The organism is Acidovorax sp. NPDC077693, assembly GCF_044542805.1.
GTDB lineage: Bacteria > Pseudomonadota > Gammaproteobacteria > Burkholderiales > Burkholderiaceae_C > Acidovorax.
Window position 1 is genome coordinate 223,797 of record NZ_JBITVD010000011.1, and the last position, 15,056, is coordinate 238,852.

At 65.1% G+C, this 15,056-nt stretch carries 18 protein-coding genes; 2 read left to right on the forward strand and 16 right to left on the reverse strand.

The window, feature by feature from the left end; translation table 11 throughout:
- Positions 1-124 precede the first annotated feature (124 nt).
- The 11 genes from ACIGHN_RS17335 to ACIGHN_RS17385 all read right to left on the reverse strand — a co-directional run bounded on the left by ACIGHN_RS17335 (position 125) and on the right by ACIGHN_RS17385 (position 8,086).
- Complete coding sequence (locus ACIGHN_RS17335; RefSeq protein ID WP_396505321.1) at positions 125-973, reverse strand: IS110 family transposase; 849 nt, start codon at positions 971-973, stop codon at positions 125-127.
- Positions 970-2,946 (reverse strand): DUF3363 domain-containing protein, encoded by a 1,977-nt coding sequence (locus ACIGHN_RS17340; RefSeq protein WP_396505322.1) that lies wholly within the window; start codon positions 2,944-2,946, stop codon positions 970-972. Before ACIGHN_RS17340 ends, ACIGHN_RS17335 begins: the two co-directional genes overlap by 4 nt.
- A 363-nt stretch (positions 2,947-3,309) precedes the next feature.
- Positions 3,310-3,846, reverse strand: a complete 537-nt coding sequence (locus ACIGHN_RS17345) for a S26 family signal peptidase (RefSeq protein WP_396505323.1) — start codon at positions 3,844-3,846, stop codon at positions 3,310-3,312.
- A complete protein-coding gene (locus tag ACIGHN_RS17350; protein WP_396505324.1) occupies positions 3,843-4,370 on the reverse strand; it encodes a DUF2840 domain-containing protein in 528 nt (175 codons plus the stop codon). The genes ACIGHN_RS17345 and ACIGHN_RS17350 overlap by 4 nt, the downstream gene beginning before the upstream one ends.
- Entirely contained in the window at positions 4,370-4,633 is a 264-nt protein-coding gene (locus ACIGHN_RS17355; RefSeq protein ID WP_396505325.1) for a chromosome partitioning protein ParB, read from the reverse strand. Before ACIGHN_RS17355 ends, ACIGHN_RS17350 begins: the two co-directional genes overlap by 1 nt.
- A complete protein-coding gene (gene parA / locus ACIGHN_RS17360; protein WP_396505326.1) occupies positions 4,630-5,391 on the reverse strand; it encodes a ParA family partition ATPase in 762 nt (253 codons plus the stop codon). Before parA ends, ACIGHN_RS17355 begins: the two co-directional genes overlap by 4 nt.
- Before the next feature lie 20 nt (positions 5,392-5,411).
- Positions 5,412-6,416, reverse strand: a complete 1,005-nt coding sequence (locus ACIGHN_RS17365; RefSeq protein ID WP_396505327.1) for a replication initiator protein A — start codon at positions 6,414-6,416, stop codon at positions 5,412-5,414.
- Positions 6,417-6,442: 26 nt separating this feature from the next.
- Positions 6,443-6,745 (reverse strand): helix-turn-helix transcriptional regulator, encoded by a 303-nt coding sequence (locus tag ACIGHN_RS17370; protein WP_396505328.1) that lies wholly within the window; start codon positions 6,743-6,745, stop codon positions 6,443-6,445.
- Between the two features lie 92 nt (positions 6,746-6,837).
- A complete protein-coding gene (locus tag ACIGHN_RS17375) occupies positions 6,838-7,410 on the reverse strand; it encodes a DUF2285 domain-containing protein (protein WP_396505329.1) in 573 nt (190 codons plus the stop codon).
- A complete protein-coding gene (locus tag ACIGHN_RS17380; protein WP_396505330.1) occupies positions 7,391-7,636 on the reverse strand; it encodes a transcriptional regulator domain-containing protein in 246 nt (81 codons plus the stop codon). The genes ACIGHN_RS17375 and ACIGHN_RS17380 overlap by 20 nt, the downstream gene beginning before the upstream one ends.
- Before the next feature lie 108 nt (positions 7,637-7,744).
- Entirely contained in the window at positions 7,745-8,086 is a 342-nt protein-coding gene (locus tag ACIGHN_RS17385) for a DUF2958 domain-containing protein (RefSeq protein WP_396505331.1), read from the reverse strand.
- A 194-nt stretch (positions 8,087-8,280) separates the two neighbouring features.
- Between ACIGHN_RS17385 and ACIGHN_RS17390 the strand changes: the two genes are divergently transcribed.
- The gene (locus ACIGHN_RS17390; protein WP_396505350.1) at positions 8,281-8,526 is read left to right on the forward strand and encodes a helix-turn-helix domain-containing protein; all 246 of its coding nucleotides are present in this window, start codon (positions 8,281-8,283) and stop codon (positions 8,524-8,526) included.
- A gap of 97 nt (positions 8,527-8,623) precedes the next feature.
- Here the strand turns inward: ACIGHN_RS17390 and ACIGHN_RS17395 are convergent, their stop codons facing one another.
- The 5 genes from ACIGHN_RS17395 to ACIGHN_RS17415 form a co-directional block, all read right to left on the reverse strand.
- A complete protein-coding gene (locus tag ACIGHN_RS17395; RefSeq protein ID WP_396505332.1) occupies positions 8,624-8,971 on the reverse strand; it encodes a DUF2958 domain-containing protein in 348 nt (115 codons plus the stop codon).
- A gap of 663 nt (positions 8,972-9,634) precedes the next feature.
- Entirely contained in the window at positions 9,635-9,943 is a 309-nt protein-coding gene (locus ACIGHN_RS17400; RefSeq protein ID WP_396505333.1) for a DUF736 domain-containing protein, read from the reverse strand.
- Between the two features lie 505 nt (positions 9,944-10,448).
- Positions 10,449-10,913, reverse strand: a complete 465-nt coding sequence (locus tag ACIGHN_RS17405; RefSeq protein WP_396505334.1) for a thioesterase family protein — start codon at positions 10,911-10,913, stop codon at positions 10,449-10,451.
- Between the two features lie 239 nt (positions 10,914-11,152).
- The gene (locus tag ACIGHN_RS17410; protein ID WP_396505335.1) at positions 11,153-13,189 is read right to left on the reverse strand and encodes a ParB/RepB/Spo0J family partition protein; all 2,037 of its coding nucleotides are present in this window, start codon (positions 13,187-13,189) and stop codon (positions 11,153-11,155) included.
- Positions 13,190-13,286: 97 nt separating this feature from the next.
- On the reverse strand, positions 13,287-14,114 hold the full coding sequence (locus ACIGHN_RS17415) for a DUF932 domain-containing protein (protein WP_396505336.1): 828 nt from the start codon (positions 14,112-14,114) through the stop codon (positions 13,287-13,289).
- A gap of 687 nt (positions 14,115-14,801) precedes the next feature.
- On the opposite strand from ACIGHN_RS17415, the gene ACIGHN_RS17420 reads away from it, so the two are divergent.
- The gene (locus tag ACIGHN_RS17420; protein WP_218299976.1) at positions 14,802-14,999 is read left to right on the forward strand and encodes a hypothetical protein; all 198 of its coding nucleotides are present in this window, start codon (positions 14,802-14,804) and stop codon (positions 14,997-14,999) included.
- Positions 15,000-15,056 lie beyond the last annotated feature (57 nt).

The following is a 15,056-nucleotide window of genomic DNA, read 5'->3' on the forward strand; positions in this document are numbered from 1 at the left end:
GCCGGAAGAGTTATCGGCGTAGCGCGGTGTGGGAGGAACCCGATTGGCCATGATGGTCGATCATCTCGTCGCAAGTGGTGAATCAATACTGGCTTTGGCGTGGTGTACGTTCTCTGCGGCCTTATCAGTCTGGCATCGCAAAGCTCTGGCGGTTTTCTTTCCGGATCAGTCGGGCTGCCTCATCAAACGGCTTGTGATCACGCAGCGTCCCATAACAGATGCGCGCGAGCTTGTTGGCCAGCGCGCAGGTCGCCTTGTTGTGGTTGCTTCGCCCCTGCACATCCAGCGCCCAGCGGCGCACACCCTGTACCTCCTTGCCCGCCCCTTGCGCCACCTTGGCTGCTCGCAGCACACTGCGCGCGCCATGCGTGAGCAGCATACGCAGGTAGCGGTCGCCCTTCTTGGAGATGCGGCCCAGGTAACGGCTGCCGCCCGAGCTGTACTCGCGGGGCGTCAGGCCAAACCAGCAGGAGAAGTGGCGTGCGTCCGCAAAGTGCGTCACATCCCCCGAGGTGGCCGCCACCATCGCAGTGGCCGTGAGCAGCCCGATACCGGGCACCGACAGCAGCAGGGTGCAGGCTGGGCTTTGCCGTGAGGCTTGGCTCAACTGCCGCTCCACCTGGGCGATGCGAGCTTCCAAGAGCCAGATCTCTTCGAGCAATTGCGATGCCGTGTGGCGGATCAGCTCAGGCACAGCAGACTGTGGGTCGGCCAACACGCGGCCGATGACTTCGATGCCCGTGCGCGCACCTACAGGAACAGCGATGCCGAACTCCCGACAGATCACCTGATGCCTGCGCAATCCACTTTTCGGGTTCAGACCCTCGCGCCGCCCAATCTTGCTCTTCTGGAGACGTCCATGTAAGGCTTTCCCTAGCCCGCCCCTGCTCAGAAGTCTGCAATGGCCATTCCCCGTTGATAGCTTGCTTTCCTCAATCCGTGCAGCCGGAACTGCGGGTAAGCTCGAATTCATCGACCTATCTCCTGCGGACGTGTCAAGTTCCAACTAACATTCGCTCCCCTAATTTCGGCGCTAAGTCGCTGGCCTAACCGCGAATCGATGACGGACCTCCACGGAACAAGACAAAACGCCCTTCCCTCATCCAGCATGGCAAACCGCCCACTGTCCAATTGAACAGACTGGCGATAGAAGCCATTGGCTGTATCCCCCTCCCGCATCGGTCTCCAAGTCTTCCCGATCTCCTGCTGCAGCTTTTCCCCAACCACCCCCAGCTCACGATCCCGCAGGGTCGCCAATAGACTGCGGGCCAGGACAACGCGCTGCCCCCGGCGCTCTGCCAACCCCTCCCCCACCAAGAAATCCACGCGCTGCGACATTGCCTCACGCACCTGCGCCCCGAACCCTTGATCTACTGGCTGGGGTAAGCCGCTCACCACCAGCGCCCGGTCCAGCCAGGTGGATCCCACAGCATGGATCTGCTGCTCCAGGGGCAGGTGCGAGCGCAGTTCGACTGCATGCCCCGCGCCCTTCTGCGCCCCCTGTTGCCGCGCCCTCTGTAGTAGGTCCGGTGGCACGGCCCAAACGCCATCGGCCACGCGTTCCACGATCCCCTTGCGGCGTAGCGCCTCCAGCCGACGCACGTGGACTTCGACCGTTGCCTGTGGATCCCGATCTCCTGCCTGCAGGAGCTGCGCGCGATGATGGGCCGTGGTGTAGATCCCCTCCTGGGCCAGGTTCAGGACCGTGCGGTCCACAGCACGCTCCAGCGCCTGTGGTTTGCCTTCGACGATGCCACCAACCGGCAGCTCCGCCAGATCGGTGTTTGGCTGCAGCCGGAGGTAATGCGCCCGACCGTCGATACCATCGACTACCAGATAGGGCCGATCGTGCAGTTCGCCATCCAGCCCCTTGGCCGCAATGCGCCCCACCACGGGTACATCCATCTGCGCATCGGTAACCAGTTCCCTCTGTTCTCCCTTCATCGCTCGGTGCATGGTGCGCAAGATGTCGCCGCGCTCCCCCATGGCGGTGAGCGTCTGCTCCATCCGCGGCACCAGGCGCCACCGGTGGGCATCAAGGCGCTCGGCCAGTGCCATGGCTTCAAGGCGCTGCAGCCGGGCGCGCAGCAGGTTGAGGCGCTGCGTTCCCTGGGGCACAGGGATGCGGCCGGGAGTCTCCGTCAGGTCCACAACATCCGCCACAGCCTGGCGCTGCAGTTGCCGATCCAGCCCTGTCCATCGCTGCTGGTCCACTTCGCGCTGCTGGCTCTGCCGCATCTCCAGTTCGGTGCGCGGCCCCAGCCATTCCGTGGCCAGCTCGCAGGCACGCTGGCGCATCCCATGGGCCATGTAGTCGGGCGCGATGACCAGGTCCGCTCCCCTGCCCTCGCCCGAACGCCCGCGCAGCACGACATGGGTGTGCGGGTTGTCCGTATCCCAGTGGTCTACGGCCACCCAGTCCAGGCGGGTTTCCAGATCGACGGCCATGCGCGCCATCAGCGTGCGCGTGTAATCGCGCAGGTCTTCCAGCTCCCCGGCATCCTCCACCGACACGATGAAGCGGAACTGGTGGCGGTCCCCTTGGCCCCGCTCCTCGAACGCCTGCAGGTCTGCGGTGTCCGTGTCCGGCCCGTAAGCCTGCCCCTTCTGCCCATCACGGGTCGTACCGTCGCGTTCGATGTAACGCAGGTGGGTGGAAACCGATCGAGCACCCGCTTTCTTAAGCACCACAAACCGGGACTTGATGACCACACGCCGTGCGTTCCTACCTAGCCCCTGGCCCGAGATGCCAGCCGCCACACGCCCCCGGCCAAACGTGGATGCAGGACGCATGCCCTGCTTCCCCGACGCCTTGGCCCCGGCCCTGGAAACCTCCTTCAGCACCTGGCTGATCAGGCGCGGCGACCGTGGTCCAGGACGCGACTTCGGCGCGCCCGGCCGGACCCTGAACTGCCCCTCCTCCGGTCCGTCCTTACGCGTGGCCATGGTGCCCACTCCAGCGCGCCAGGGCGCAAGGGATCGGGAACGGCACGCGCCAAGCCCCCGCTGCGGGCTGGGTCCTGCCCCAGCACGGCACTGCATGCGCCCGGCCTGGTGCCGTGCCCAACCCACGTGCAGACTGGCTTGGCAGGCACATACGTGCCGGTCCTTTTATCTTGCACTCCATCTGCGTCTCCCATATTGGCACCCAACTCCCACCTGCCGCCGAACCTGCGCGGCCGCCATGACACCACCAGGGCGGCCCGAGCAGCGGCGCAAATGCTGCGGGCTCACGGCCTCCACATTGCACCGCCGACTGCGGTGCGAGCGCCGCGTCCATTGCCGCCCATTGGCGCCGGAAAGGATGGTTCATGGCGCACTCCAGATCCACAAAGGGTGCGCAATGCCAAGCACTGCCGACACCTGGACTGGCCCAAAGTACCGGCTGTCGAACGACGCCGGATGGGTATCGCTCAACAGAAAAATCTCCCCCTCCACAAGAGCCCGGCACTGTCCCCAGGCTTGCAGCGGGCGGACCATGCCATCCTGCAGCCGAACGCCCGCCACCACGGCATCGTCGATGCGCACCGTCTGCTCGTGCACGCACACGGATTGCGGCGCCAATGCGCCGACGCGCTTGAGGATAGGCACGCCGCTGGGCAGGTAGCCGCGCTGCGCCGCCAGCGCAGCCACATCGGCAGGAAGCCGAACCAGCACGATGCTGCCCACATGCAAGAAGTCCGCGCGCTCCATGCGTTCAATGTGGTACCAGCCGGGTGCCACGCTGGCGCTCGGGTTGTAGACGAACCGAGGCTCCCTTGGCACCAGCATCGGCCCGACCACGAGGGCCACGGCGGTCGCCATGCCGGCCAGCAGCATGGGAAGCGGTACGGCGGGCTGCGTCATTCCCTGCCTCCACGCGCCAGGTGCGCCGCGTGCCGCTCGGCGGTGTAGACCGGCAGCGGCAAGCCTGCACCAAGCCGATGGCCCACCTTGCGCCAGTAGCTGGCAGCCACAGTGCAGGGATCGATGCCCAGCGCCTCAATGGCATCGATCACCGCCAACACCGCCTCGACCTGCGCCTCGCCATCTGAACGCAACAGTAAGCGCGCACCCGGCAGCACACCCGCCACGCGCTGCGCGTCCTCAAAGGGTGCCGGCGCCTGCATCACCAGGAGCTGCCAGAGCGCCGTGCCAGAGACATTGCCGATCCACTTCACGCGGCAGCAGACGTTGCCAGGCACGAACATCGCAACGCGCCGCCAGCGGTCCAGCACGATCTCCACCGTCGGCTGGCCAAACCGCAGCCAGATGTTGACCCGATCCTCGACGAATGCAAGCGACACCCGCATGCGGGTGGGGCGCTGCGGCACCATCGCCTGCAGCGGAGCCTGCCGAATGGCTGACACCGGATGGGATCCCCGCGCCATCATGCCCCGTCCTCCGGATACTCGCGCTCCAGCAACTCGCGCAGCATGTCCGCCGCTGTGATGCCGCGCCGGAACGCCACAACCTTGATGCGCCCGCGCAGCACCGGCGTCACATCGATGGTGAGCCGTGCGGTGTAGATGGAGGCCTTGACGGGGATCTCGGGAGCATCCGCCTGCCGCACCCAGGTTGATGCAGGATCCGCACCGGGCCTGCGTCCGATCGGTGCCCGGTGCAGCTTCGCCGCTGGCTGGGGGATGGTCATCGCAGCACCTCCCGCACGGCCTGAGCGAGCGCAGCGATCTCGCGCGCAGCTGCACATTGCGGCGCAACTTCGCACGCCAGCCGCCCTGCAGCCACGCTGTCGGCAAACACGATGCGCTGCGAGACTTCCGTCTCCAATGCGGCGAACGGCTGATCGGCAAGCGCTGCACGCGCTTCACGCCCTATCACCGTCCCGACCACGCGCCGGTTGATCACAAAGGCTGCGCGCAGCTGCGGCCGGAACACCTTGGCCTCCGCGATGAGCTGCACCACCTCATGACTCGCCCACACGTCGTAGGCGCTCGGCTGCACTGGTATCAGCACCAGGTCGGCAGCCAGCAGCGCGGAGCGCGCCAGCGCTGCGACCCTTGGCGGTCCGTCAATGACCACAAAATCCGCCTGCAGGGCGATCTGCGGCGCCTCCTGGTGCAAGGAATCCCGGGCCAGCCCGAACACCCCGTACAGCCTCTCCTGCCCGCTCTGGAGCCTCCGCTGTGCCCAATCGAGGGCTGACCCCTGCGGATCGGCATCCAGCAGCGTGACACGGCTGCCTTGCAGGGCCAGTTCGCCCGCCAGGTGCGTGGCGAGTGTGGTCTTCCCTGCCCCGCCCTTCTGGTTGAGCAAGGCGATGACTTTGCCGAGGCGGGTGCCTTGCCTTCCTGGTGGAAGGCTTTGGGGCTCTGGGCCTGCTTGATTTGCCATCGCAGAACCATTGCCCAAATTTTGAGCACCTGCTGTTCGCGCGCGCGTGACTTCCATTTATGTATCCCTTTAGATGTTTAGGGAGGGCCCAAACCGTTGCTGGGCGTGGTTTTGCGGGCGATCGGTGCGTGCGATCCACCGATACTTCTGCGGGTGATCCCCCGAGGGCCGTGCGGGCGATCCACCGAGCCCATCCCCAAACCATCCACAGGTTCTTCAACAGAATCTGTGGACAAGTCGCTCCGGGATCGGTTGTCCGGATCGGGCAGGAAGGCCAGCCACTCGATGCCGCCACTGCGTTCAATGGACAGCCAATAACCCGGCAGCGCCTGGCGCCGCGCCAATTGACGTACCTGCAGCGCAAAGTCGGATGGGCGCTGCAGGCTTCCCGACTTCAGGTGCAGGTGGCGCATGTCGAAGCGCCATCCCGCCTGTTGCCGACCGCCGTGCTTTCGCACAAGCCGGTAAAGCCAACGCTCAATCCCCCCGGAAAGCCGGAAGTACGTCGGATCGAGCGTGAGCACCAGCCCTTCATCCATCACGCCGGTAAAGAACCAGTCGGCCAGAATGAGTTCGATGCCGTCGGAACGCCCCCCGGGCTGGACGTACTCCTTCCACTCGTTGATCCAGGAGAAGCGGTGCACGCGCTTACCGCCGTTCGGGCGCTCGCGCTGGCGCAGCGTCGTGGCGACGGTGGTGGACTGCAGCCGGTCCAACGCTGCGCGCAGCGCCAGGTAGTCGCTGCGGCCGGTACCCCGCTGTGCAAAGCGCAGGATCTCGTAGGGCGTGGCCACCATCAGGCGCGAAGGTGCAATGCCTTCCTTCTTGGCCTGGATGATCTGGCTCGCAGCCCAGATCAGCACGTCGGCGTCCCAGATAGTGGCGATGCCGTGCTCGGGCACCCCCTCCACCGTGAGAGAAATTCCCCCCGCTTCAAATCGGATCGGCACAACACGCGGCGACTTGGCAAGCGAGAAGAACGGATAGGCCATCAGATCCTGCACGTCGCGCAGCGCCATGTCGCTGCCCGGCAGAGCGCGGAACAGCGATAGCTGTTCCCGTTCGCCCACTCGCTTCGACATTGTGGGTGCTCCCTCGTCCAATCTGATCAGCGGACGGAGTCGCGCTGCACGTAGCCGGGGTCCGAGGTCATGCCGTAGGCACGGCCATCGGCCCAGGCACGCAGGTCGGTGGCCGCATAGACCACCCGCGCACCGAACTTGCGAAAGCGCGGCCCCCCACCCAGAACGCGCTGCTTCTCCAAGGTGCGCGGCGAGAGCCGCAGGAAGGCGCCCGCTTCCTCGGTCGTCAGGAACTCAGGATTTGCAGAAGCTGCGGGGACACCCCCCAGAGGAGGCTGGAGAGCAGCCGCTGCGGCTGTGCGGGACGGGAAAGAACTGCCAATGGCCATGACGGACTCCATCGCTGTCGATGGGCCGCAAACCATTCGCAGCCCGATGGAGGCAGTCTCGTGAATCGGGCCGGATCCAGGCAGGGAGAGATTCAGCGCACCGGTTCGTCTCCGGGGGCCTTGGGAGCAGGCTCCAGCACACCCGCCATGGCCATGTAGCCGCCGTTCATGAACGCCTGGGCGCGCCGCAGCAAGTGGCGCACCTGCGCGCGCAGTTCACCGTCCTCGTGCCAGCGCAGGACGACGGATTCCAAACCAAACAGGGCCTGGGCGATGTCGCGATGGGATGCGCCCGCTTGCGAAGCATCAAGCGCCTGCAGGGCGCGCAGGTGCAGCAAAGCAGCGCGGGTGGCAGCCCGTACGGGCGGGATCTGAGGCGCAAGGCCTTCCGGGGCCTGTGCCTGTTCGCGATACCCGTCGAGCTGACCGCGAAGCCCCTGAGTCAGCGGCACAGTACTCACATAGGCGTCGCCATCCTCCAGAGTGCCTGAGAGCGACAAGCGCATGCGCAGCGCGCTGAGATCTGCAATGAGCGCCAGGTCGTGGCCGTCCATCACCAGGCGCTTGCGGCCGGGGATGCGCCACAGATCGAACCGGCGGGTTGCCGCACCGTGCGCATGCACGGCACGCACATGCAGCAGCCGGTCAGAGGACGACAGCCACAACGGTTGCGCAACCCGTCCGTCCCACTCTGGATCTTCGGCGACATCGCAACCCCCAGCGGGCAAAGGACACCACGCGCTTGCGTCGAGCCCAATCGGCGCGGTAGCCGGGATGGCGACGCAGGTACTCCCAAGCGAGGGCTGGATCGTCGAGGTCCAGCACGTAGAGATAGGCGGCCGACACACCCCACGGGGCATGGTGAAGATCTTCGGGGGTTGGCGTGGTCACGGAATCCTCCTAGAAAAAGGGGAAACCTGCCACAGAGAGAAAGTTACAGGGTCGCTGTCGCGGCGACGTCAGGTCGCGCGCCGGGCGATCGAGAAAGGACTGTGTCAATCAGTCGTTGATCGAGCCGTCGCGCTGCGCGTCGGCCAGGTAGCCCGAGAGCGTCTGGCGCGGCTTGAAATGCGGATCGGCCACGATGCGCATGCCTCGTGGGCCCCGGACGCCCTCAAGGGCGGAGAGGCTGACATACCCCAGTTCGGGACTCCCGGTGCCTGCGTCGCACAACCCGAATGCCCGGTCTCCATCCGCATCCAGCTCCGTCAGCAACCACACGGCCCCTGCATCCAATGTGTAGAGCTTGACGACCGGCAGAGGATCCAATGCCTCACCGCGCGCACGCGCGGTGCCGTTGGCCTGCATCTGACTTTGCTGTTCGTTGGTGAGAAAGGTCATTGTGATCGTATCGTCGAGTTACATCCTAGTACAGAACGCAAACACTTCACCAGCTATCTCGTTTAAGGGCTTGCGTGACCTTCATCTCATGCCAAGTGCGTCCACCGTCTCCTACGAATGGACTTCAAAAGGCATTCCATATTGGGTATCTTATCCCGTGGTGTTATTTCCCGTCACCAAAGACAGTGGCGGTTGTGGCCAAACCGTCTCCGTCTTTCGCAAAGGACCCGATCCTCATCGCAATAGGCGATGCGATCAGACGTACACGTGCCACCCGCAATATTTCTCAGGAAGCTTTGGCCGACCTCGCTGGCATTGACAGGTCCTACATGGGTGGGATCGAGAGAGGTGAGCACAACGTGGCAGTGATCAACCTGAGCAAGATCGCCGATGCTCTTGAGGTTCGCCCATCCACGCTTCTTGCCACTGCGGGCATTTAGCAAGCGAACATTGCGAACGCTTCGGTTCTTTGCAAAGAACCGAAGCGACCGCCGACTCCACAGTGAAGGGGCACCGCCGAAGCGGCGCCCGTGACTGCTACGCCACAATGCGCCCCGCAAGGCGCGCCTCACGCGCGTAGGCACTCAGCCGCTTCTGCGAAGTGAAGTGTAGGTCCCGTTCCACTGGAAGTCCCAGCCGGCCGCGCACAGTCGCAAGTTCTGCCAAGCTGACCCAGCCCAACTCGGGATAGCCCAGACCCAGGTCGCACAGCCCAAACACGTGGTCGTGATCATGGGGGTCCATCTCGCTCAGCAGCCAGGTCGCACCGGCGTCCGGGGTGAACAGCTTGAGCACTGGAGCAGGGTCGAAGCCTTCTTGTTCGAGGGACTGCCGGCCGTTGGCCAGCAGTTGCGCGCGTTGTTCGTCCGTAATGAGCTTCGTCATGGTCTTCTCCTTGGAAGGAATCAGGGCGGGATTGCCCGAGACCGGAAGCAGCACGGCGCAGCGCAGCCGTCAGGGTTCGAAGACGGCCTCCAGGACGCCAGCGTGCACCGCACGCGCAGACCTTGACAGCGAGAACGGCGTGATACGGTGAAGGGAACAGCAAGCCAGCCTCGTCCTCCACACAAGCCGATCATCGGAGACGCAGCCCTCCTTGCCGATCCGGCGAGCCGGTTCGGCGGTATCGAAGGGGGCGCCAAGCCCAGCGCGGCGGGGATGGGCCGCAGGTCGATCCCCGGGAGGCAAGTGCAGCGCGCAGCACCGCAGGTGCGAAGGCGTCAGCGATGAAAGCCCACAGGGACGAGACGCCACCGGCGGCTCGGTGCAGAGCACGCCAGCGCGGTCCGGCCAAGCCGGAGACGCACAACTCCATAAAGCCACAAAGACACATTGACGCAAAACCCCAGTTCCGTAAACCCATCACGACGGATCTACGGAAACCCGCAAAGCAGCAAATCCACAGACCCAAAAATACGCCCACCCTCAAAGACGGATGAACGCTTTCTCGTACTTCCGTACTACGGGGCGAAACAACTTACGCACCACCCTCCTCTCCAAAGCCATGAGACAAAAGCGCCCCGCCGAAGCGGGGCGCCGAGGGCGAAGTCAGTCGCCCTTGCTGCGCGACCAGATCAGGTTGTGCGCGCCGTCCTCGCCTTCGACCAGGCGGGCATAGAGGGTGGCAGGGAACGACGGGTCATCCAGGGTCACGGACAGGTAGGGACGTTCCGCCTTGCTGAGCCTCTTCCACGCCGCGCCGATCTCCAGCCCATTGCCAGCGACGACGCGGTAGTCCGGAGCGTTCTCGCTTGCCTTGTCGCTGGGCACGAGCCTGACTTTGACGTTGAGCGTCAGGGTGCGAACCGTGCCGGTGTAGTTGCCGTTCTGTGCGGTGAAGGTGCCGATGTTGGCCATGATGAAGTCCTTTCGAGGTTGTCCAGGTCGCGCCCATCGCGGCCTTGGCGTGATCCGATGGGCGAGGGTCGGGCGCGCCGCATCCCGCAGCGAAGCACAGGGGCCGCAGCGCAGCGAAGGACCGGGAGGCCCGAGAAATTTGCCGCGCGAGGAATCCGCGCAGCGGAGGGGAAATTTGTCGGGCCGGACGGTTGCGGCGAACAAGCCCGAGGCGGCGCAAACGAAGTGCCGCACCGCCGTGCCCGAGTCAGGATTCACGGCAAATACAAGGCTGCTGTGGGGGTGATCCTGTGCAGAAAGGGTTCATGGCCCCCGGCACCTGGCCATCTCACCATCGCGCAGCGCTTACGGCACATCGCCCGAAGCGATTCACGCCAGCCGTCACCGACGCTCAAGCGCCCAGCAATTCACGTTGCGGCAGGTACGGCAGCATGTCCTGCGCACAGCTGCGGTAGAAGGTCACGAAGTCGTCCTGGCAGTACGGACGCATGCCCACCGCCACGGGCTATTCCACCACTCCCACCGGCCAATGCCCACGCTGCAGCGCCTCGACCTTGGCCGCGATACGCGTCTCCATAGTCGCCCGCTGCACCGCCACCAGCGTGACAGCGGCCTCGCACACGACTTCGCCCGTGTCGCAGGCTTGCACACGGAACGTCGCGCTCCGCTCCCCCATCCGTTCAAGCCATCCGCGCAGCCGCAGAGAAGACCCCGGCGGGATCGGGCATCGGTGGTCGATGCGGATCGTTCGGCCCACCACCACTTCAGCTTCATCGACATGCTGCTGCATCTCCCGGATGCAGATGGATTCGATCACCGCCACCAAGTAGCCGGTGGCAAGGCATTCAATTAGCCGCTCTGCATACCCGCTGCCGTGAGGCAGCCGTGCAAACAGCGACTTCGCCGTCTGGTCCGCCGGTACGGTATAGGACTCTTCAAAGAATATTTCGCTGACGCCTTGGTGGTTCATGGGTTGTCTGGGTGCGTTGTCACAAGCCAGATCAGCGCAGGATTGCGGGTGATCGGTGCTGGTCGATGCTCCCGTGTCCCGCAGACTCCTTCCACCCACCGCAGCGAGTTCTGGCGTAACGCGCCGCTCCGGGCTCAGCGGACCTGGTGAGCCGGAAGTCCCAACGCGCGCGGCAGACCTGCCGCGCGCGTCGCGCCCATTCAAAAAAATGCCCCGGCCCAACGGCCGGGGCTTCATGTTCACGCCTCAGCGTGTGCGTCCTCGTGGACATCCGAATCGGCACTGTCGCTGGCATCGGCATCAGTCTCGCGTTCCCGCCGAGCCGCCGCTACAACTTCGACTGCCAGTGCCTGCGCCCGGAACATCAGGGGCAGCCACCCCATCCCTGCTGCCAGCCGTTCGGCCTCGCTCGCAATCTCGGCCTTCTTGAGCTTGCCCAGCCGGTTCACCTGATCGGGCGCAAATACCTGCACCGCTTCCAGCGCCTTGGCTTTCGAGACATGCTCGAAGTAGCCTGCAGCGGTCGGGGTCCACCAGTCGTGCATGTCGAGATTCACGGCCTGCGCCAGCGCGGTGGCGGGGATTTCCCCTTCCTGCGACGCCAAGGCGCTGACTGTGCAGGCCACGCACACCGCCAACAATGACAGCAACTCCTGCTGCGGGAAGGCCAGCAGTTCCGCGAACAACGCGTCCGAGTCGTTGGGCAAGCGGTGGGCCCAGGCCTCCCGCACCTTGCGCATGCCCACGGCTGCGGGGGCATCGGCCATGTCGGGCGCATGCAGTCCAAGCCCATCCTGGGGTGTTGCAGAAATATTGAGCGCTGAATCACCCGATCCATAGCTCTCCACGATCACCCGCAGCGCAAGGCGATGCACCAGGGCCACCAGTGCAACGTGGGGATGCCGCGCCACCTCGGCCTGCAACGCTGCCGTGCGGTGCGCGCTGAGGCGCTTGGCCAGCTTCTCCGAGATTCCTGACTTGGCGGGCTCGTCGGTGTCGGTATCCGGGTTGCCGCCCGCCCCGCCCTCTTCCTGCCGCGCCTGATCCCGCAGTGCCTTGGCCTGTTCCTCCCGCAGCAGGCCACGGTGCACCACGACCCCGCCCATGGAATCGACCGACACGATGGCACCAGCCAGTGCCACCACGGCGGGCGGGTACTTGACCAGTTGGCGCTCCATGGCCTCCAGTTCATTGCCAAGTGCGTCCATGGCGTCGTGCAGCGCCTGCGCCTGCTCGTCAGACATGTCCTCGTTCTCGTCGTCCAGTTGCTCCTGCAGTTTCGCTTGCTGGTCTTCCAGCTTGGCAATGCGCTTGGCCTCGGTCTTGGTGGGTTCCCGGCGTGTACTGCGCGCCCGCTGGAACTGGTACAGGTCGGCTGCGGTTGCACGCGGTGCCGCATCCACCCAGGCCCAGCCTTCGGCACGCACCTGCTCGGCCAGTGGGGCGAGCTTGTCCCGCGCCAGGGAGTCCAGCAGCACCCCATCGCTCAGCAAGATGCCGTTGTGTTCGTCCGCGAACAGGTCACGCCGGATGCCACCGCCTGCCCGCTCATAAGCGTCCAGCCCGACGAAGCGTGCCACCGCATCGCGGCTCGCGTCGACCTCTTCGCTGGTCAGGTGGTCGCGCAGCGCGTCCGGGCTGCGCTGCCATTGCGGCGCGTCGTAGAACGCTGCCTCCTGCGCTGCATGGTCGTCGGTGATGGCCAGGGCCATCAACTGCTCCAGCGTCACGGCCTGCACCCCAAAATCCGCCAGCAGCCGGGGCGAGACATTGGCAAGCTTCAGGCGCCGCTGCACGACCAACGGCGTCACACCAAAATCTGCAGCGATGTCCTCCACGGGGCGGCCTTCTGCCACAAGGCCTTTCCAGGCGAACAGTTCCTCGATGGGCGACATGGCCTCGCGCTGGACGTTCTCCGTCAGGCTCACAGTGCGGGCCGCATCGTCCTGCACCAGCAGGCAATAGACCTCATGGTCCTTCGCCAGCTTGCGGCGCTTGACCAGCAATTTGAGCGCTGCGAGGCGCCGCCGCCCGGCCACCACATCGTAATGCTCGCCATTGGGCGCTGCCACCACGGTGAGGTTTTGCAGCAGGCCCACACGGGCGATGCTGGATGCCAGTTCGGGAATCGACGTTCCGCCGCTCTTGCGCACGTTCCGGCTGGAGGGCCGCAGCCTGGACAGCGGGATCAGCAGCAGTTCCTGGGAAGCCGCCATGGTGATGGCGGTACTGCCCGTGGCGATAGCTTGGGTTTCTTGAAAGGTAGCGGTGTTCATGATGAAGCTCCTATCGGTCAAAGAAAGGGAAAAGGAAAAAAAGGGGAAGCGAGACAAACAAGGGATGACAGGAGGGGTAGCCCCCTCCAGCCGGAACTCAGGCTTTGAGCTGGCGCATCCCATCGGCCAGCAGCCACAAGGCGCGGTTAAGGCGCAGGTTCTGGTCGATGCCCTGCACGGGCTGCGTGCTCTGGCGGCGTCCGTTGGCGGCGCGGGCGCGCAGGCCACCCTTGATGAGGTTTTCTTGGGTGCGGTTGAACACGCTCCACAGGTCGCGGCGGTCGTCGTCCGTGCGGCGGGGCATCAGGATTTGCGTTTCCGTGATGGGTGCTGGTTTGGCAGGGTCGTCGTACTTGAGGGTCAGCGCAGCACGGGCGAACACCTCCGACTCCCCGGCGTCCAGGGTGATCGCCTGCATGGATTCGCGGGATTGCCGGGCCTGACCGAAGCCATTCAGGACTTCATACGCGCCCTCGATGACCTGCCCCGCCACATCGCCCTTGTGGGGCACGCGCACATCGGCCACGGTGTCGCCGCACACCAATCCGTTCTGACAGACGAAGCGGAACATGCCCGCCAGCATCTGGTAGCTGCTCGTGCCGTCATGCGAGTTGAGCAGGATGATTTCGTTGGCCTCGCGGCCATTGATCTGGCTGGCATGGCGCAGCCGGATCATGTGCTTGGTGAAGTCGCGCCGCCCCTCCTGGCGCACACGGGTCTGACACACCATGAAGGGTTGGAAGCCCTCCCCCCTCAGCTCCTGCAGCACGGTGGCCGTGGGGATGTAGCTGTAGCGCTCGGATCGGCTGCCATGTGGGGCCTGCGCGAAGATGGACGGGGCCACGGCCCTGATCTGGTCGTCCGACAAGGGATGCTCGGAACGCAGCACCGGTGATTGCGGCGCGAAACGGGATGCGAGTTGCATGGTGATTTCTCCTGACGAAGTTGGCTGTCGAAAAAGCCTCACCGGATTCCTAGATTCAGAGCCCTCTTCGGGCTTCCGGTGGGGTCGGCACGAAGAACCCGGTTGGCCTCGTTGCCACCGTCTTTCCTGAGTTCATCGCCCGCGACGGTCAGGAGCGCGCTGCCGGGTGCCGTCAAGGAAACAAGCGCAGGGTTGGTGCGGCCCGCAGGCGCAGCCGAGGACACGGCCCTGCGCGCCTTGACGGCACCCGGCTGCGGGCTACAGTCGCGAGCAAGGTGATGGATTCAGGAAAGATGGCTGGACAGGCAACTGCCCGCTTTCCACGCCGACTCCACGCAAGCGAAAGCGCGCAGCGCCGCAGGCGCGAAGGCCGATCCGACACGGCCGGTTCGGCGGTATCCCAGGGGCGCCAAGCCCAGCGCGGCGGGGATGGGCTGCAAGCCGATCCCCTGGAGGCAAGCGCAGCGCGCAGGCCCGGGTCAACGAGCCGGGCCGAAGGCGTCAGCCGAGCGAAGTGAGGGAACGATGGAAGCCCGTAGGGGGCGAGACGCCGCAGGTGGCTCGATGCGCAAGCACGACAGCGCGATCGGCCAGCGACGCACAGACCATGCATCCGGCTCCCTACGATATGGGACCATAGCCGTATGAGAGTCACTTGCTCTCCGCCTAGGCACAATGACACCTGCCATGGAAATACAAGAATTGCAGGACGATGAACTGATTGCCCAGGCCCAAGAATGGCGGCTGCGGGCGTTGCGCGGGGAGAAGGAAGCACGCGGCATGGCGCACGAGCTGGAGCGCGAAGTGCGCAGGCGGTTTGGCAATCCCCAAGCCGAGACGCAGCACTCGCTCAAAGAGGTGCGCGTGCTGGGAGAGCTACCGTAAGGACTGAGCAGCGCCGAGTGCCTTGAACCACTGCATCCCCACATCAGCAAAAGACCA